At 40.1% G+C, this 18,084-nt stretch carries 18 protein-coding genes; 14 read left to right on the forward strand and 4 right to left on the reverse strand.

Going from position 1 to position 18,084, the window contains the following annotated elements; translation table 11 throughout:
- Positions 1 to 55: 55 nt before the first annotated feature.
- Positions 56 to 376 carry a hypothetical protein gene (locus IC619_RS04235; protein ID WP_191139323.1) on the forward strand — a complete coding sequence of 107 codons (321 nt, stop codon included), beginning with the start codon at positions 56 to 58 and terminating at the stop codon, positions 374 to 376.
- Between the two features lie 54 nt (positions 377 to 430).
- Here IC619_RS04235 and IC619_RS04240 read toward each other — a convergent pair whose 3' ends face one another.
- Genes IC619_RS04240 through IC619_RS04250 form a run of 3 tightly spaced genes read right to left on the reverse strand, consistent with a single transcriptional unit; the run spans position 431 to position 4,172 of the window.
- Complete coding sequence (locus IC619_RS04240; RefSeq protein WP_191139322.1) at positions 431 to 1,549, reverse strand: Ger(x)C family spore germination protein; 1,119 nt, start codon at positions 1,547 to 1,549, stop codon at positions 431 to 433.
- On the reverse strand, positions 1,549 to 2,649 hold the full coding sequence (locus IC619_RS04245) for a GerAB/ArcD/ProY family transporter (RefSeq protein ID WP_191139321.1): 1,101 nt from the start codon (positions 2,647 to 2,649) through the stop codon (positions 1,549 to 1,551). Before IC619_RS04245 ends, IC619_RS04240 begins: the two co-directional genes overlap by 1 nt.
- The gene (locus IC619_RS04250) at positions 2,649 to 4,172 is read right to left on the reverse strand and encodes a spore germination protein (protein WP_191139320.1); all 1,524 of its coding nucleotides are present in this window, start codon (positions 4,170 to 4,172) and stop codon (positions 2,649 to 2,651) included. Before IC619_RS04250 ends, IC619_RS04245 begins: the two co-directional genes overlap by 1 nt.
- 183 nt (positions 4,173 to 4,355) lie before the next feature.
- On the opposite strand from IC619_RS04250, the gene IC619_RS04255 reads away from it, so the two are divergent.
- From IC619_RS04255 to IC619_RS04315, 13 genes are all read left to right on the forward strand, one after another.
- Entirely contained in the window at positions 4,356 to 5,657 is a 1,302-nt protein-coding gene (locus IC619_RS04255; RefSeq protein ID WP_191139319.1) for an NCS2 family permease, read from the forward strand.
- A 114-nt stretch (positions 5,658 to 5,771) separates the two neighbouring features.
- A complete protein-coding gene (locus tag IC619_RS04260) occupies positions 5,772 to 6,656 on the forward strand; it encodes a diacylglycerol kinase (protein ID WP_191139318.1) in 885 nt (294 codons plus the stop codon).
- A 27-nt stretch (positions 6,657 to 6,683) separates the two neighbouring features.
- Positions 6,684 to 8,060: a 23S rRNA (uracil(1939)-C(5))-methyltransferase RlmD gene (gene rlmD / locus IC619_RS04265; protein ID WP_191139317.1), complete on the forward strand. Its 1,377-nt coding sequence runs from the start codon at positions 6,684 to 6,686 to the stop codon at positions 8,058 to 8,060.
- 339 nt (positions 8,061 to 8,399) lie between these two features.
- Positions 8,400 to 8,639, forward strand: a complete 240-nt coding sequence (locus IC619_RS04270; RefSeq protein ID WP_191139316.1) for a hypothetical protein — start codon at positions 8,400 to 8,402, stop codon at positions 8,637 to 8,639.
- Positions 8,640 to 8,837: 198 nt separating this feature from the next.
- A complete protein-coding gene (locus IC619_RS04275) occupies positions 8,838 to 9,476 on the forward strand; it encodes a hypothetical protein (protein ID WP_191139315.1) in 639 nt (212 codons plus the stop codon).
- Positions 9,477 to 9,596: 120 nt separating this feature from the next.
- Entirely contained in the window at positions 9,597 to 10,802 is a 1,206-nt protein-coding gene (locus IC619_RS04280) for an MDR family MFS transporter (RefSeq protein WP_191139314.1), read from the forward strand.
- A 20-nt stretch (positions 10,803 to 10,822) separates the two neighbouring features.
- Positions 10,823 to 11,698 (forward strand): GNAT family N-acetyltransferase, encoded by an 876-nt coding sequence (locus IC619_RS04285; RefSeq protein ID WP_191139313.1) that lies wholly within the window; start codon positions 10,823 to 10,825, stop codon positions 11,696 to 11,698.
- A 57-nt stretch (positions 11,699 to 11,755) separates the two neighbouring features.
- The gene (locus tag IC619_RS04290) at positions 11,756 to 13,591 is read left to right on the forward strand and encodes a HEAT repeat domain-containing protein (protein WP_191139312.1); all 1,836 of its coding nucleotides are present in this window, start codon (positions 11,756 to 11,758) and stop codon (positions 13,589 to 13,591) included.
- Positions 13,592 to 13,761: 170 nt separating this feature from the next.
- The gene (locus IC619_RS04295; RefSeq protein WP_191139311.1) at positions 13,762 to 14,208 is read left to right on the forward strand and encodes a hypothetical protein; all 447 of its coding nucleotides are present in this window, start codon (positions 13,762 to 13,764) and stop codon (positions 14,206 to 14,208) included.
- A gap of 50 nt (positions 14,209 to 14,258) precedes the next feature.
- Positions 14,259 to 14,969 (forward strand): hypothetical protein, encoded by a 711-nt coding sequence (locus tag IC619_RS04300; RefSeq protein WP_191139310.1) that lies wholly within the window; start codon positions 14,259 to 14,261, stop codon positions 14,967 to 14,969.
- Positions 14,970 to 15,131: 162 nt separating this feature from the next.
- The gene (locus IC619_RS04305) at positions 15,132 to 15,743 is read left to right on the forward strand and encodes a nitroreductase family protein (RefSeq protein ID WP_191139309.1); all 612 of its coding nucleotides are present in this window, start codon (positions 15,132 to 15,134) and stop codon (positions 15,741 to 15,743) included.
- Positions 15,744 to 15,852: 109 nt separating this feature from the next.
- A complete protein-coding gene (locus tag IC619_RS04310) occupies positions 15,853 to 16,944 on the forward strand; it encodes a GerAB/ArcD/ProY family transporter (protein ID WP_191139308.1) in 1,092 nt (363 codons plus the stop codon).
- Positions 16,945 to 17,036: 92 nt separating this feature from the next.
- Entirely contained in the window at positions 17,037 to 17,552 is a 516-nt protein-coding gene (locus tag IC619_RS04315; RefSeq protein WP_191139307.1) for an N-acetylmuramoyl-L-alanine amidase family protein, read from the forward strand.
- Between the two features lie 42 nt (positions 17,553 to 17,594).
- On the opposite strand, the gene IC619_RS04320 is transcribed toward IC619_RS04315, so the two are convergent.
- Complete coding sequence (locus IC619_RS04320; protein WP_191139306.1) at positions 17,595 to 18,032, reverse strand: peptidylprolyl isomerase; 438 nt, start codon at positions 18,030 to 18,032, stop codon at positions 17,595 to 17,597.
- Between the last annotated feature and the right edge of the window lie 52 nt (positions 18,033 to 18,084).

Here is an 18,084-nt window from a genome sequence, read left to right on the forward strand (position 1 = left end):
GGCTCATTCCAATAGGAGTGAGCTGTTTTACCAGCAAGGAATAGGAGGAAATAGATTGCGTTTTTTCCAAGTACTTATTATGGCAGCTTTTATCGGACTTGGGATTTACTATTTATTTGAAGCTGAAAATGAACGTGCGGTATACTACTTATTAATCGGGCTTTACTTTTTTGTTAGTTACTTAGAAATGTTAGGTCGTCCTTTTTCGAGAGGCATCTATCTCATTGTTTTTATATTGCTAAGTACGAATGGTATTGTAAGTTTATTTTTCTTACAACCAGCAGAAGTATTTAGCGGGCTGATTAGTTTGTTTTTAGCTATTATGCTGTTACAGTCTTATCGTCGCATCAGGCGTATTAGTAGTCATAAAGAATGATGGAAAGCCTTGAACATCAGAATCTACCACGATGCTCAAGGCTTTTTATTTGTGTTAGTATTGAACACCATAATCTCGAATTTCGATATGGGGTCGAATGGTTACCTTGGATTTTGCAAAATCTTTGGGCCAATCATTTTTTATTTTTTTCCATTGTGGATAACAATACGCTTTGGCGTATCGACCGAAACCGGCTGGATCTAGTTCATCTTGCTGGAACTTGGCAATTAGTTTTTCAAAGTCCTCTGCGAGTTGTTTGTCTAGTTGTTTTTCAAAATCCTGCTTGCGATTCTCCATATCGAAATAGAATAGTTTTTGTGTTATATCACCTTTTATATCCATGTCAATCATCAATTCAAAATTTTCTTGGTCACAATTGACCTGAGTTTCATAGTTAATATTATCAATGTTGATGCTCATTTCAGTTCGTTCGTTCTCTGCTTTAACGAAATCTTCGGGTAATCGAAAATCAAGTGAGAGCGGATTGTTGGTTTGCCGTTGTAGCATGAGTAGAAGTGAGCTTTCTCTGCGGTTGATTGATTGGGCATACAAACCTTCACGATTTAATAGAGCCGTTCCCGTTACGATCAGTTCATCTTCCATTTTAGTCATTTCTGACATGGAAGGTGTTACGCGTTTATCCATCATCTGGCGATGATAGTCAAGTAGAAGTGTATCTACAGTGCCACCTACACGATGTGTCGTTCGCATAATATCAGGAATGACGATGCCAATGCGACCTTTATCTTTCATATCTGCTCCTAGAAATTGATCGACATCTCCATCGACTACGAGCATACGCGCATTAATTTCATTTTTGGGATCACGGAAAAGTACGTCCAGGTGTGGATAAATATTTTTCTCCTTGAGTAGATTTTTTCCTAAAATCACAAGCTGAATCTTTCCGCCAACGGTATGTCCTGTTGCCTGTGCATTTAAAATGTTGCGCGCCTCCCGTGCAGAATGAGCTACTGCTTTTTTGATGTTATATTTTTTATCTGCTGTTTCACTAAACACAGGAGATGCCTCAAAGAAAGTGAATGCCCCTTCTTTGTCTGAGGTGTCTAGACCAAAAACGATAATGGTATCGACTTCCTCTATTAAAAGGAAATCATCACATCCGGTAGTCCACAATAATAAAATCAATATGAACATGATTTGGAGGTATTTCATTAGCCTAATCCTCTCTTTTGCCACCGGTGATAGATCAAGCTATACCCCCATAAAAAGACGGAAAAATAGAAGACGATGTAAATAGAAGCTTCCGTCCACCAGTCGGAAACGATCCCCAATGTGTTGATAGAGGGGGTGTAAAATATAGATAAAATGGTCCAAGCGAGTAAGACGATCCACAAATAAGGAATGTGATTCGACTTTTTAGTAAGGGTTGTAATGCCTAGTAAGCTAATATATAAGTAAGTGACAACGGATATTAATACAACGGGTAAATAAAAGGAAAGAAAGGGAATCTCCAAACGCTCTAACACAGGTGTTTGTATTGTTTTAAGCAGATTAAGCGTTGGCCAAATAAAGTCAAGAATTTCTTCTTGGCTAAATTTCGAGAAGCAGATGAGGGTTACGCTCAGCAAGATATTTAGACATAAGGTATTGGCGATAATGACGCCTCTAATGGCATGCTTTTTATCTTTTAGAAAAGGGTACAGAAAAAAAGACATTTCAAAACCCATAAAAGAAAATAAGGTCCCTCTTACACCTTCCAATACATGGGGAATACCTTCAGAAAATATGGGTAAAAAATTTAATATTTCTGCATCATATATAGTTGACATGATAAGTAGGGGTTGCCACATGGTAAATAGAAAGACAAATTGTGCGTAATTACTCATATTACGAACACCTTGTTTGGTAACCAGATAAACAGGTACCAGAAACAAGAGCATTAATACAAATTGATGCGACTTAGGCATGGACCACACTTGTACAATCGAGATAATGCCAAATATGACGATGCTGGCACCGATCAGCGTAAAAAGAATTAAAATGATATTGATTAAGTTTCCAACCCATTTTCCAAAAAAACAGGGAAGAATTTCATACAGCGTTTGATCGGGATGTTTTTCCATTAATTTAATAACGAGAATGCTGACGATATTGGAAAGCATATAGCCTAATAGGATCGAAATCCAACCATCGTGTCCCACATCTTCCGCTACGATGCGTGGTAGTGTGAATACCCCGATCCCCAGTTGTGTTTTATAGAGCAGGAAAATGTACTGCATGAGAGAAATTTGGTTATATGCATACTTCTGCATTATTGATCCCCACTTTGTCTTGAATTCCCATCACGTTGTGCTTGGACTGTATCAGCAGAAACCGGACGCTCATGTATTTTCCAATTGGGAAAGCGGATCATTAGATCCTTCCATTCATGAAGATGGATAGGCGATACAGGATTACCAAAAGAAACGCCAAATGATTCCATATTGATGATGAGTGCTGCGATGATCATATAACCGATCGAAATCCCGGTGAAACCAAATAATGAAGCGATGATCATCATTGGAAAGCGAATGATTTGTACGGATGATGATACATCTGTATTCGGAATGATAAAGGTAGATAAAGTTGTGATCGCGATCACGATGACCATAATATTACTTACAATCCCAGCTTGTACAGCCGCTTGTCCCAAGATCACACCACCCACAATCCCAACCGTTTGTCCGACTGGTGCAGTGAGGCGTGCACTGGCGATGTTGATGGTTACACTAGAAACCTCCATGATTAATGCTTCAATGAGCGGATGAAAAGGAACTTGGATTCTTGATTCACCGATAGAAAAGAGGAGATCAACAGGTAATATTTCATAACTAAACGTCAAGGTAGCGATATAGAAAGCGGGTAAACTAGTGGCAATAAAAAAGCCCCAGTAGCGTAAAAAACGAAAGAAAGTAGTCGTCATCCAACGGTTACTATAATCATCAATGACACTAAAGAAGTTAAAAAATGTCATAGGAGCTACAAGTGAATAAGGTGAATGATCGACTAAAATGGCGAAACGTCCTTGTAGTAAATGGGAAGCGACAGCATCAGGGCGCTCTGTTTGTAGAATTTGTGGAAAAACAGAGCTAGGATGATCTTCGATGTATTCAATTAATTCACCGGTGTTGATGATACTATCTACTTGGATTTGTTGAATGCGATCCTCCACTTCAGCAATAATTTCAGGATTGGCTACATCGTGTAAAAAAATTAGTGCCACTTGTGTAGGTGCACGCTTTCCTACGCTATAAGATTTGATCATCAGTTGTCGGTTAGGAAGATAGCGACGAATGAGTGCTATATTTTTACCGATTGACTCAATAAAACCCTGTTGTGAACCTTTTAGTGTAGATTCTGTTTTGGGTTCGGATATACTACGTAAAGGAAAATTTTGTGTGCTAAAAATGAGGGCGTTTGTCTGACCTTCTTCGAGTAATACACTATTGCCGGTTAATAGCGCATTTTCTAAATCAGATATTTTGTTTTTCTCTTCGATTCGATCAAAAGGGATAGCGTCTTTATTGACTTGATTAATATCGTATTGCAGGGGTTTTAAAATTTGGTTGTTCAATTTTTCTTGATCGACTAGGTTATCCAAAAATAAGAGCATACAATGAGAGCCAGACTTGGACATAAATGATTTATATGTGAAATCAGGAGCATAGGAAAAAAGGGATTGAATATGTTTAAAATTAGCCGTGAGATCATGGCTTAAGCTTTGCATAGATGAATCTTGATGATGTTTTGTAGATAGACTTTGTAATTGTTTTTTAAAAAAGTGGAGCAAGCTCAAGATTTTCACCTTCTTTTCTTCAAGTCTCGCTATTAGCATGTGTAGGTTCAAGTTGTATTATCCATTTGTTGGTAAAGATTTTCTTGTGAAATGATTTTCAGGAAAAAGGGTTGAATATATCTCTAAAAACGAATATTATAATGTTGTAATCATAAAATATTCGTTTTTAGAGGGGTTATAATCATGTTTCAACTCGAAAAATGGGGTTCTTCACCCAAAACGGAGATACTGGCTGGAATCACTACATTCTTAACGATGTCTTATATTATGATTGTTAATCCTATTATCCTATCTGACGCAGGAGTGCCGTTTGAGTTAAGTTTTTTTGCCACGATTATTGCCACGATTGTAGGTACACTCATTATGGGCCTATATGCGAATTATCCGATTGCGGTAGCACCGGCAATGGGGCTAAATGCTTATTTTGCCTATTCAGTCGTCCAGATGCATCAAGATATGGGATATAAAGCCGCTTTTTCTGCGGTATTTGTAGCAGGTATCTTATTTGTACTGGTGTCGATTACACCACTTAGAACCAAACTTATTAAAGTGATTCCTCCTAATCTGAAGAATGCCATTTCAGCAGGAATTGGTCTTTTTATCGCTTTTATTGGACTGCGATTATCTGGATTAATCCAAGATCATCCAACAAACTTGGTGACATTAGGAGATTTACATTCGACCTCTGCACTTTTAACCTTTATTGGACTTGCCGTTACACTCGTATGTATGGCACTTCGCATTCAAGGCGGTTTATTTATTGGGATGTTGGTTACGGGGATCGTCGCTTTTATGATGGGTGATCTTACTTTTACAGCGGGGTTTGTATCTATGCCTGCGCTACCTGATCAGCTGGCTATCAGCAGTCCGATCCAAGCGTTTACGGATATTGTGCATTATGGATTATATGGTGTGGTATTCTCATTACTTTTGGTCACCTTATTTGATACGACTGGCACAGTACTAGGAGTAGCCAAACAAGCCAATTTAATGGAAGGAGAACACTTACCTAGAGCTGGTCGGACTGTAATTGCTGACTCCGTGGCGACCTTAGTCGGCTCCATATTTGGTACGAGCCCTACCTCGGCTTATATCGAATCATCTGCTGGTGTGTCTGCTGGGGGACGTACAGGGTTAACTGCTGTAGTGGTTGCCTTTTTGTTTGCTTGTGCTGCTTTTTTTAGTCCGATGATCGGAGCAGTCTCCGGCATCATGGCCATTACAGCTCCCGCTTTAATCGTAGTGGGATCGCTTATGATTGGTCATGTGCAACATATTCGATGGGATGAATTAGATGAGGGGTTTCCCGCCTTCTTGGTCATTTTGAGCATGCCACTCACTTCCAGTATTGCAACTGGGATTGCACTTGGTTTTATTACCTACCCGCTATTAAAAATGATCCGTGGTAAATATAAAGAGGTTCATCCACTGCTTTATGTGTTTGCACTATTATTTATTGTTCAACTTGTCTTTTTACCGCATTAATTGCCAAGAGAGTTGGGAGCATCAGTACCTACCCAAAAAGGGGTAGGTACTTTTTGCGTTTTTTAAAATATCTAGTATGATATGGAGAGTGAGACAATAGAGATGAGGGATAAGATGAAACGTGCACGTCTTATTTATAATCCAACGTCAGGACGAGAAGTAATTGAGAAGGAACTATCTAAATTGCTAAGCTGTCTAGAAAGTGCCGGGTATGAGGCCTCATGTGCGGCTACAAAGCAAGCGGGTGATGCACGTATGGAAGCGATGGCTGCAGCTGAGCGTCATTTTGATATTGTGATCGCAGGCGGAGGGGATGGAACAATACATGAAGTGGTAAATGGTCTGGCATGTCATCCTCATCGACCTAAGCTGGGCATACTCCCAGGTGGAACGACAAACGATTTTGCAAGGGGATTAAAACTTCCAAAAGATTTAACTGAAGCATGTGCGGTAATCGCTAGAGGAAAAACCCAGGCGATTGACGTCGGTAAATATAGAGATCGATATTTCATCAATGTGGCAGCAGCAGGAAAAATTACAGAAATTACTTATGAAGCTCCTAGCCGACTTAAAACGATGGTAGGTCCCTTGGCTTACTATGCGAAAGCGATGGAGAAAATCGGAACGCTTCACAAACCATTCGTCGTCCGTGTAGAAGCGGATCACAAAACCTTGGAGCAGGAGATTTTACTCATGGTCGTAGCAAATAGTGTCTCAGTTGGTGGATTTGAGAAATTGGCGCCTACTGCCGATTTAAGTGACGGGCTACTGGACGTGTTAATTTTACCTAAGCTGCACATTCCTGATTTACTGCAATTAGCGGCACTTGCTTATAGAGGAGAACATATCCACGACTCGCGCTTAATTTATTTCCAGACCAGCCAGCTAAAAGTAGATACGCCAGAACCTTTCAAACTGAATTTAGATGGGGAATGGGGAGGCGAGTTACCAGGTACGTTTGAATTGCTACCGCGTCATTTAGAAGTGTTTTGTCCATAATTTGATAATTGAACGGAGTATGGTGAAATGAAAGTAAAAGCGCCCGTTGCAGTAGGCGATGTGATAGAGATTGAAGTAACCGGCCACGGACATAATGGATCGGGTGTCGGCAAATATCATGGCTTTACAGTATTTACACCTTTGGTTATACCTGGAGAAGTGGTGCAAGTACGCATTAATCAGGTGAAAAAAACATTTGCTCAAGCTGAACTTCTTACCGTAGTCGAGGAGTGCAATGAACGGGTTGCGCCGCCTTGTCCGATCTTCGAATCGTGTGGAGGTTGTCAGTTACAACATATGGCTTATGAAGTGCAGCTTTTGATGAAAGGGCAACAAGTTGTAGATAGTTTTAAACGAATCGGTGGGTTGGATCATTTACATATTGAACCGGTAATCGGCATGAAAAATCCTTGGCGTTATCGGAATAAGGCTCAAGTTCCCGTTGGTCTTCGTAATGGGAAATGGGTTGCCGGATTTTATGAAGCAGGTACACATGAAATTGTAGATATGGAAACATGTCTCATTCAAGACCCACAAAATGACCATATGATTGCAACAATCAAACAATTAGCAGCAGAGTGTCATATCCCGCCATATAATGAACGGACAGGGGAAGGTATCTTACGCCATGTGATGGTGAGACACGGCTTTAAAACAGATGAAACGATGGTCGTACTCGTAACTACGCACAATGATTTTCCGGGCAAGAAGAAGTGGCTACGCAAGATACAAGAAACATTGCCTTCCCTTACCTCATTGATCCAAAATGTAAATGCCCGTAAAACAAACGTCATCTTAGGTAAAAAAAATGACCTAATAGCAGGCAACGAAGTGATTGTTGATCAAATCGGCGCCGTGCAGTTTAAGATCTCGCCACATTCTTTTTACCAAGTAAATCCGGTGCAAACGGAAGTATTGTATGACCAAGTACGTCAATTTGCTGAGCTTACAGGAGCGGAAACGGTCATCGATGCCTACTGCGGAATCGGGACCATAGGAATTTATCTAGCTGCACAAGCCAAAGCTGTCTATGGCGTAGAAATTGTAGAAGCGGCTGTTCAAGATGCGATCGAAAATGCTAGGCTAAATCAGATGAGACATGTTCACTTTACAGTTGGTGCAGCTGAAAAAGTGATGCCACAATGGGTCAGAGAGGGAATCAAACCCGATGTGATCATATTAGATCCCCCCCGAAAAGGCTGTGATCAAGCACTCCTTTCCGCCAGCGTTTCGATGCAACCCGATCGCATTGTCTACGTCTCCTGCAACCCAGCCACCCTTGCTCGCGATGCTAAATTTTTAGCGGAAGCAGGGTATGAGATCAAGAAAGTACAACCGGTTGACATGTTTCCGCATACTGGGCATGTGGAGTGTGTTGTGTTATTTTCAAGGATGGAGAAATAAGGTCTACGAAAAGCGATAGGAAATAAAGGGTTTCCAAGGTTGGAAGATTTTGTGCTGGGTGGATGGCAACAGGTGATGATAGGGGTTTACGATCATCACCTGTTGCTGTTATATAATAAAATATATCGAAAATAATTATTTGAATCGGATCGATTTAAAAAAGGAAGTAAAAGTCGCTTATAAAGACGTAACTTTCTTTATTTTATGCCAGATGTATAGTTTGGCTCGTATGCTTTTAATAGTTAGATTTATGCTTTGTAAGTGGACAAGTGTACAATCAAGCATTCATCCTTTTTCATAGAATAGATTGTAAGCTATGAATCTATGAGGAGTGATCCAGTGAATCATAAGTTAGCGCAGCGAATTAAAAGAAAGTTGCGAAAAACAAGTGGACACGATTTAGAAGGGCTACCGTCGGTTCCGGAGGGGTTAGGTCTTGCCAGTGCCAGCGTGACAGTCGTTCGACTCGGCAATCGTTATTTAATAGTGGCTTCAAGAGATAATTTTCAAGAAGATATTCGCTTTGCTGATATTACAGACCAAGTAACAGCTTTGCTAGCATCACCAGGAATTCCTTAGATAAGAACATAGATTAATATCGACCTTTCATCTTATCGATGAAAGGTTTTTTCTCTGAGAGTAGGTCAACCCCTTAGCGTTAGTCATGATTGGGAGGATTGTTACAAGGGGATAGAGAATATTTTATTTTCATAGGGATAAAGACATATCGAGCGTATACGGATTGCAATAACCACAGCGAAAAAGTGAGGGTTTTTGATGGATGCTCTAGAAAAACGAATGACAGCACTAGAAGCGTTGGCGAGTTCACCTCGTACGGTGGGTACATTTGATCACGTTACAATCAATCATATGGAAGCGGGTATTATTTTATCGTTTCTCCAATCACATCAGAAAACACCATTATATCCCGTATTTTTGAATCATGTGGTCCGCCATTTTGCCTGGATTGCTGCTCTTGCCAAGACAGATTGTTTAATTCGTTTACGAAAAGCACGTAGAAATCGAACACCTAATGACCGGCAATTTATGATGTGGTACAACAATCAGAGCAAACTTGCAGTCCCCAGTTTGCTAGAAGTGGATCATCTTTCAGAAGATTATTTTATGAACAAAGATTTCTGGGGAAAAGCGATAGCAACGATCACTGCAATTGAAGCGTATCTTGGAGTATTAAACACTGAACACATCGCAGCGAGAGATTTTCAAGACTTACTCACCTTTCAAGAAGGGTTGCTCTTTATTTGCAAGAAAATGAAAGAGAAACAGACAAATATTGAAGGACCTGTACATACAGCAGATTTACATATGATTTTTCGTACGGCTACGTACGCAAATGCAGTGATATTAATGAGTGCGATAGATCACCACATCTATTCGTTACAGGAACAGCAATAATATAAAAAAGTTGCTTGCACGATTATATAGATATAAAATATAACTATACTTTTCATTTCAAATAATATTGAAATATATATGTAGGATTATGTTTCTTTTGGTCGGAAGAAGGAATTCTATATGGGGAAAATGGAACGTGTTTTTTCATCTTATCATCCTCTGGTATGGACGCTACTGATCGGTACGGGTTTTTCGCGAATAGCCATTTTCATGAGTTTACCTTTTATGGCGATTTACTTACATGAGCAAGGTCTTTCTCCTTTTCTAATTGGATTGGTAATAGGAGCAGGGCCTTTATGTGCTACTTTCGGTGGTTTTATCGGGGGGTATTTGTCGGATCGCTTAGGCCGAGAGAAAATCATGCTCGGTGCTTTATTTGTATGGTCTGGTGTGTTTATGGGTTTTTCATTTACAAGTGAAGCATGGATATTTTTAATGCTCAACATACTTAACGGTCTATGCTCCTCATTTTTTGAACCGACGGGTCAAGCGCTAATGGCTGATTTAACACCGCAAAAAATGCGGAGACGTATGTTTGGTTATCGCTACTTTGCAATTAATGTGGGTGGGGCGCTGGGGCCGATACTGGGTGCTGTTCTTACCTCTACATCGGCAAGCTTAGCTTTTTTAATTACGGGTCTTTCCTTTTTTGTATACATGCTTGCTTTAATGGTGATGATGAAACGATATCATACGAATGAAAGGGAAGAAACGGAACGAGTGACGCTCACAAGAGCGATCAATGTATTACGAAAAGATGTGAAGTTTCGGTATTTCATACTGGGAGCCATTCTGTTTATCATCGGTTTTTCACAATTACATTCCAATCTATCACTCTATATCAACCAGGAATCAGAAAACGCAACTTGGATTTATCCGATGTTAATATCTGGAAATGCGATTATTGTCATTTTGCTACAAATCCCCTTAACTCGCTGGACTGAAAAATGGCCTGTCGTGCGCAATATGACCTTAGGGACCTCTTTGTTAGCATTAGGTTTATTTTGTTTTGGTATGGCGGGTCATTGGGCTTGGTTTGTAATTGGTTTATTATGGTTTACGATAGGAGAAATTCTTGTCTTTCCAACGAGTAGTGTCTTTATTGATCAATTGGCTCCTCCAGCATTACGTGGTACTTATTTCGGTGCAGCTTCCTTTCAAAGGATAGGCAATTTCTTGGGACCAGTACTAGGAGGATGGCTATTACAATATTTAGGTGGCTTTACCATGTTTAGCATCATTAGTATGTGTACTTTAGTGGCTATCGTTTGCTATCGGAAAGGTGCAAAACTCCACCAAAATGTGTTATTGGCTAAAAGTGCTTAACGAACGGAAGGGGATGTGCAATGGATATTCAATTTACTACCCTAAGTCAATTATCCATGACTGAGGCGCTTAAGCTTCATAACGATGGCTTTCAAGATTATTTTGTTAATATACAAATGGATCTTGATACTTACATCAGGCGTTTAGGAACATTATCTTTGTCACCCCTGCACTCTCCCGTTATCCTTGTCGATCAGAAACCGGTAGGATTTGTATTAAATGGTTTTCTAACAAGTGATGGGAATTTATTAGCTTGGAATGGTGGGACAGCGATTCATCCAAACTATCGGGGGATTGGACTTGGGCAGTCTTTAATGGAACGTACCATAGAGATATATGAAGCATTAGGCGTAGATCGGGCTTTTTTGGAAGCGATCGCAATGAATAAAGCTGCTATCGCCCTTTATGAGCGGATAGGTTATCAAATGAAGGGTGATTTGCTTTCCATGAAACATGTTGGCCCTTGGGAAGAGTCTATACAAACGAATGCGTTTCGATTTGAAAGTGGGTTAGGAAAGATTGTTACTATGCTTCCTTTTTACGATCAAGATAGCCAATGGCAAACCAAAGCTGAGCATATTGCAAACGGTGAAGCCATGATTGTGTATAATGTATGTAACGAAGCTTTAGGTTATATCTTGTTTGCAAAGAAGCATAATGAAAGTGGTGAAGAGGAGCACATACAAGTCTTTCAGTTTAAAATTGAACCTAATGTACGAGATCAAGACGGGGTCGCAAAAGCTTTACTTAATCAGTTATTTAACAGTACTTCTTCGAATGCAGTACGCCAAATCTTTAATTTGCCTCGTGAGCATAAGCAGGTAGTAGAAGTGCTCGTACGTCACGGATTTGAGAGGATGGTGGAACAGGTCCATATGGTGAAGTGTTTTACATGATCTTTAGAATTATCTCATGTATAATAGTGTGATATTGCGTTTAAAGGGGTAAAGCACTTGTCACAGCACACTGATTTATATGATTTATTGGTACGACTTGCCCATAAAAAAGAAAAGTCACGGACACGGGTAGCTGATCGCTTTGCTGAGCGTTCCCGTGATGAACAGATAAAAGCGATTCACATGGCTCAGCAAGCACTTGATCCCCAAGTGCGTCGAGTGGGATATGCTATTCTGGGTGAAATGGGTGATTCGATCTTCATTCATGAGGCAGTTAAGGGATTGCATGATAAACGAACAGATGTGATTCAAATGGCGGTCTGGGCACTCGGGAAAATGAAACATAAAGAGGCATTGCCACATTTATTGCGTTTATGGCATGAAGGTCATGGTTTTAAGGTTGTAAAGACAATCGTGTGGGCAGTTGGTGAAATTGGTGATCCAACTATGGTTCCTGAGTTAGCGAAAGAATTGGACGGAGCGAGTGCTCGCCTGTGTGAAGGGGTTTTAGTAAGCGGCATAAAAATGGGACATGCGGCTTTTATTACATTAATTCGATCATTAGTACATGAACGTGCTGAGGTGCAATCTGCTTTACGAGATGCCTCGTTTGCTAGTCGTACTATCCGTTCTGCCATTATAAGGAGTATACAAGAAACGAAGGAGCGGGAAGTACTAGCGGATATTCTTGCTGTCTTTCCATATATCACGTTAGAAAGACGTGATTATCAACGTTTGCTACAAGATAAACGTGAAACGGTTCGCATTGTGGTTTACCAGTCGATTCATCATGCAGCTTTAGAACGTAAATATAAACAGCGATTATTGATGCAAGCCTTAGATGATGAGAGTAATCGTGTGGTGAAGGTCGGTCTTACATATCTGAGTGAATACCTATCCTATGTCTCGGTAAGGCGCCATGTTGAACAGATTTCCAACAATCATCTTTCTCCGCAAGTTCGTGCTGAAGCGAAGCATCATATGCAGGTATACGATAAAGTACGCACCTTACAAGCTTCTGTATGCTACTGGGATCGATTTCTACTGAAGACACTTCCGGGAATCGAGCACTTTGTTATACGAGAAGCAAAACATTTCGGCATTGCACTTCAGATCGAACAAATGGGGAAGGGGTGGTTAGCCATCCATTTGAAAGAGGAAGGCATTCAACTAGAAGCTTTCAAATGGATGCACACCATCAGTCGAATTTGTGGCATTGTATCGATCCATCGTCATGCAACGCAAATTGAACATAACCCTTACATCCAACGAGATACCGATATACGACTTGAAAGTGTATACATCGGAGATGATCGCTACGAAGTGGTGACCGTCCTAGCAGAAGGAGAAATGCATCGCCCATCCCGAAAAATACGTTCAACCTCGCTAGATTGGCGTGTCGCACGAACGATGGTACTTTGTTCTGATCCCAAGCCAGATGATGTCATTGTGGATCCAACGTGCGGATCAGGAAGTTTACTACTTGATCGCATCAGTTGGGGAGATTATAAAGGTATCGTAGGCGGAGATCGTGATGAGAAAGCAATCCAGGTGGCAACCCAAAACTTACGTACTTATTCAAGTGTAAACTTGTATCAGTGGGATGCCAGTCAAATGGGTGTAGATGATGATTCAGCTACAGTGGTGATGGCCAATCTTCCATTTGGGAGGCGTGTGGGCAATCATGAAGAAAACATAGCTTTATATCCGCAATTAGTTCGTGAAATCGTACGTATCTTACATGCGGGTGGCCGAGCTGTGTTATTGACGCAGGAAGTCAAACTTCTCCATGAAGCTTTAAAACCTTACCGAAAACAATTAGTTTGTGAATGGGAGCAAGCCATAGAAATGGGGGGGCTTACGCCACATATCCTTCGTTTACGAAAGTGTTGATCAACCAAATCTTTGAGGAGGGACCTCCCTCCTCATTCTCTAATCATTCAGCCCAGGCTGAAACGAGTTCACCAAGTGAAGCTCACTTTTACCCTTAAGTTGACGTTCGATCATCACCTTGAGTTCTTGTTCGAATTGCGTTACAATTAAGATAGAAGGAGGGCGAGGAGATGCATATTCGGGCTTGGTTTGGAGCAATGCAAGATTATGAATCAAGAGGGCAAGGAGATGAATCTCTCGATCGCTTACTCCGTCTATATGCACAAGCGATTATGCGGTACTTTACGATTATCAATACGATAAATATGAAGGTAACTTTAAATGCTGCTTCATCACTAGGTCTAAGTGTAGAACAGCATAAATTGATAGAATGGTTCGATAACAAAGGGATTTCTCAGCTGAAATTATTGGCGGAAGCAACGATACCTAATGATGAGCAACTGCTTGCAATCATCGACTATGAACGTTTTATTTTGCAACAAGAAATGGCGTTTGATTATCCAGAAGATGTGAGAGCGACATGCATTCACATTGCTACTGAGTTGCCTCAAGTGGTTTATAATGCGATTGAAAGTGCCGTAGCGTTGGAAGAGGGTTATATAGAAGGGATTTCATAATCAGGTGGATGGATCCACCTGATTTTTGAATTGGAAGATGGGATAAGCATATGGATAAAAACAAAAATCGTGTTACCTTTGAGCGGAGAGATTTTCCATTACCCCATCACATTGAATCGACTGCTTCTGAATTAATCGCTTACTTTAAGGTTACGAACTTGTATCTTCCACAAATATGTAGCATGATTCAAATTTCAAAAAGATGGACGATAGATACATTACACGTACATTTAGGGAGATGGAAACAAGCTTTCGCAAAATTGAAAAATACAGCGCGCCTCCTAGCCACTCTAGAGAGCGGTTTTCTAGATTGTCGTAATGACGGAGAGATACATTTACTGCGTGGCGCGTTATTAGAATCTATACTGCTTGGACGGTACCAATCCTCTATCCACTTGCGTGGATCATTTGGACAAGGCGTACAGGTGATTATACATAAAGATAAAGAAAGACTACCCGTTCATTACCAATGTAACCAGAAAATCTCGAAACGCTGTCACGATCGCATGACGGTTGATTTTGGGCACTGGGATGGGAAGCATGGGAACTACTTTGAATGTAAAGTTCAGCCTAAAGGATTCGGCTGTAAAGAAGTGATGTATATGCGTGAGCTCAAGAAACAAATGGAACAAGCGCAATTGCCACATACCTGTTTTTTTGTAAGCATTTTCCAAAGTGATGAATTGCATATCCGATTAGTAAATTGGTCTGTTCAAGGATTTGTGGTACCAGTTGGAATAAGCGAATTAAAGTTATTTTGAAATGGATGGTGTCGAGTAAATGTAGCCGGATCGAAGTATACTAAGTGCGTCCTCTCATCCAAGCCAATAAGAAACAAAGTAAGTTAGAAAAAATACTTATCAAATGAACATCTTTTTGTTATACTGTAATCCAAGTTAACATTCATAAAGGAGCTTATTTATATGTCTACAGCAATTGAAGCGATGCAGGAACGCCGCAGTGTGAAACGCTATGAAGATTATGTTATTCCGGAGCAAGACTTACAAGATATTTTAGCGGCTGCAGCGAGTGCACCATCATCATGGAACTTACAACATTGGCGTTATTTGGTTATTACTTCTAAAGAAATGAAAGAAAAAATTCTTCCCATTGCATACAATCAGCAACAAGTTGTTGAAGCATCAGCTACCATCGTAATGTTAGGCGATCTAGAAGCAAATAAAACCGGAACCGAACTTTTTGGATATGCAGTTCAGCAAGGCATGCTCACACAAGAAATTCATGATTCGTTATTAGGGCAAATTAATGGAGTTTATCAAATTCCACAAATCGCCCGTGATGAAGCGATTTTAAACACAAGTTTATCCGCTATGCAACTTATGTTAGCAGCGAAAGAAAAAGGATATGATACTTGCCCGATGGGTGGGTTTGATAAGGAAGCCATTGTGAAGGCCTTAAACATCCCAGATCGTTACATACCTGTTATGTTGATTACTGTGGGGAAAGCAGCTGAACCTGCACGACCAGCAGGCCGTCTTCCGCTTGAACGCTTGGTAATCAATGAGAGCTTTTAAGTTTACGATAAAAATCCACTGTATATAAGCAGTGGATTTTTATGTATAATCTCCTCCATCAATTAAAACAATAGGAATAGATTGGAATCCATTGTCGGAGGAATTTAGCATGCAAAACACACAGATTAGCCCTCGAAATTTATTTTCGCTTGTGATTTTATTTGAATTGGGATCCTCATTGGTTGTTGCACATGGTTTAGCGGCACAACAACATGTCTGGCTAGCTATCGTAGTGGGTTTAATTAGTGGTTTACTGTTTTTCCTCCTCTATTCCTATTTTTATAAAAAATACCCCCAAGACTCGCTTTCGACGATCACACAAAAGATAATGGGGAAAGTATTAGGTCGATTGATCAACCTTCTTTATATTATTTATTTCTTGTATATTGCTTCACTCGTTTTTCGTGATTTTACAGAGCTTTTTACCACAACACTTTTCCAAGAGCATCCTTCCTTGGCCATACAAGTTCCGATGTTACTGGTTTTAATGTTTGCCGTATTTTTGGGAGTGGTCGCTTTGGCTCGTGTTTCCCAACTGATTGCATTACTATATTTATTTGTGATATTGTTTATCTTGTTTGTGGTGGGCTATATGTATTTTGATCTTATGCACTTATTTCCGCAATTTGAGCAAGGTTGGGTAGAGTCAGTAATAGCTACGATGCCGGAAGTCATCACTTTTCCCTTCGGAGAAATGATTGTTTTTACTGTTTTTTTTCAGTATGTGGTGAAACTAGATCAAGGTTTGAAATGGATTTGGATCGGGATTTTAGTAAGTGGATTTTTGATCTTATTAAGTTCAACCGTCATTTATGGGATATTAGGTGAGGCGAGTCTACAGGAGACCTATCCTTTTGTGTCAATGGCTAAAATGGTTGGGAATCAGTTCATCTTTTCACTAGATCCATTCCTTATTGTGGTGCTTTTTATTGGTGGATTTATTAAGACGGCTTTATTTTTATATGCTTCAACGACCATGATGCAAGAGATGGTGCCGATCCCTAAAAGCATTACAATAGCAATTGGAGCAGGTTTGTTACTTGCCGCTTCTAATCTATTGTCTGAGTCCTATATGGAGCATATTGCAAAAGGATTAAAGCTTACTTCCCTATATATGGACCTCCCTTTTCAGATTGGTATTCCACTATTATTATTTTTCGTATCCATTGTAAGAGGTTTTGTCAAGCCCCAAAAAGCATAACGAGTTTGGAAATTCTTATTTTGGGGAAAAGATAGGATGACACAAGGCTTAGCGATAAATTTGAACTAGGGGTTCAAACGAGGTGATGAGATATGATAATCGGTCTGGACCCAGGTGATAGCAATTCCGATCAAACGGTAATGGAAAAAGAGATCAAGTTGGATATAACGAAGCGTTTAAAAGACTTATTAGAAGCATTTAATGGAGTAGAAGTTCTGATCATGAATGTTGAACAATTGCAGACTGTAGATCTATTGATCAGTATCCATTCGGATGATGTTATGAAGCACAGGGAACGTTGTTTTACTTCTTTTGTAAGTGTTTTAGCGGATGGCAGAACAAGAAGAGTTCAGTGCTGGCTTCACAATTTTATTATGACACGTTTACGAAAATATCAAATTATAGATAATGGTAAAAGAAATGATACAGAGTTAGAAACAGGTAAGTTAGAGATATTAAGACATATAAAAGTGCCAGCCATTGCGCTAACAGTCTTACAAATGAAGAATAAAAGCGATCAACAATTGTTGATGAATGAAGAGTTCCGCGCTTTCTATGCACAGGCCATTGCCGATGGCATTGCAAACGTATATCAGTATAGCAAATAGGAGACCTATCCCAAGTCGGGAGGTCTCCTATTTGTTTGTTCATTATTCTTCCCAAACTTTTACTTCTTTCATTTTGTCGCCATTTCGCAAAGCTTTGGCATCTTCGAGACCTGAAGTAACTTGACCGAAGACCGTATGTACACCATCAAGATGCGGTTGAGGTTCATGGACAATGAAAAATTGAGAAGATCCTGTGTCTTTTCCGGCATGAGCCATTGATAGTGCTCCGGCACTATGGCGATGTGGATTGTTATCCGTCTCACAAGGGATGGTATAGCCAGCAGATCCTGTACCTGTACCATGTGGACAACCACCTTGACTTACAAAACCAGGAATGACACGATGAAAGGAGAGACCATTGTAAAAACCTTCGTTAGCTAACTTCTGAAAGTTTTTTACGGTACCTGGAGCCTCTTGATCAAAAAAATCAATATGGATCATTTTACCGTTTTCAAGTTCGATGCTTCCTTTAATGCTCATGTTTGTATATCCTCCTTAAAAACATGGACTTGGTATCCAATCTGTATTCTAT

Source organism: Polycladospora coralii (genome assembly GCF_014773435.2).
In the GTDB taxonomy this organism is placed as follows: domain Bacteria; phylum Bacillota; class Bacilli; order Thermoactinomycetales; family Thermoactinomycetaceae; genus Polycladospora; species Polycladospora coralii.

Bases quoted from the DNA above. Each gene is read 5' to 3' on its own strand.
- IC619_RS04280 (WP_191139314.1), top strand. From the start codon at position 9,597: ATGGGGAAAATGGAACGTGTTTTTTCATCTTATCATCCTCTGGTATGG.
- IC619_RS04240 (WP_191139322.1), bottom strand. From the start codon at position 1,549: ATGAAATACCTCCAAATCATGTTCATATTGATTTTATTATTGTGGACT.
- IC619_RS04285 (WP_191139313.1), top strand. From the start codon at position 10,823: ATGGATATTCAATTTACTACCCTAAGTCAATTATCCATGACTGAGGCG.
- IC619_RS04295 (WP_191139311.1), top strand. From the start codon at position 13,762: ATGCATATTCGGGCTTGGTTTGGAGCAATGCAAGATTATGAATCAAGA.
- IC619_RS04260 (WP_191139318.1), top strand. From the start codon at position 5,772: ATGAAACGTGCACGTCTTATTTATAATCCAACGTCAGGACGAGAAGTA.
- IC619_RS04310 (WP_191139308.1), top strand. From the start codon at position 15,853: ATGCAAAACACACAGATTAGCCCTCGAAATTTATTTTCGCTTGTGATT.
- IC619_RS04315 (WP_191139307.1), top strand. From the start codon at position 17,037: ATGATAATCGGTCTGGACCCAGGTGATAGCAATTCCGATCAAACGGTA.
- IC619_RS04275 (WP_191139315.1), top strand. From the start codon at position 8,838: ATGGATGCTCTAGAAAAACGAATGACAGCACTAGAAGCGTTGGCGAGT.
- IC619_RS04300 (WP_191139310.1), top strand. From the start codon at position 14,259: ATGGATAAAAACAAAAATCGTGTTACCTTTGAGCGGAGAGATTTTCCA.
- IC619_RS04305 (WP_191139309.1), top strand. From the start codon at position 15,132: ATGTCTACAGCAATTGAAGCGATGCAGGAACGCCGCAGTGTGAAACGC.
- IC619_RS04320 (WP_191139306.1), bottom strand. From the start codon at position 18,032: ATGAGCATTAAAGGAAGCATCGAACTTGAAAACGGTAAAATGATCCAT.
- rlmD (WP_191139317.1), top strand. From the start codon at position 6,684: ATGAAAGTAAAAGCGCCCGTTGCAGTAGGCGATGTGATAGAGATTGAA.
- IC619_RS04255 (WP_191139319.1), top strand. From the start codon at position 4,356: ATGTTTCAACTCGAAAAATGGGGTTCTTCACCCAAAACGGAGATACTG.
- IC619_RS04245 (WP_191139321.1), bottom strand. From the start codon at position 2,649: ATGCAGAAGTATGCATATAACCAAATTTCTCTCATGCAGTACATTTTC.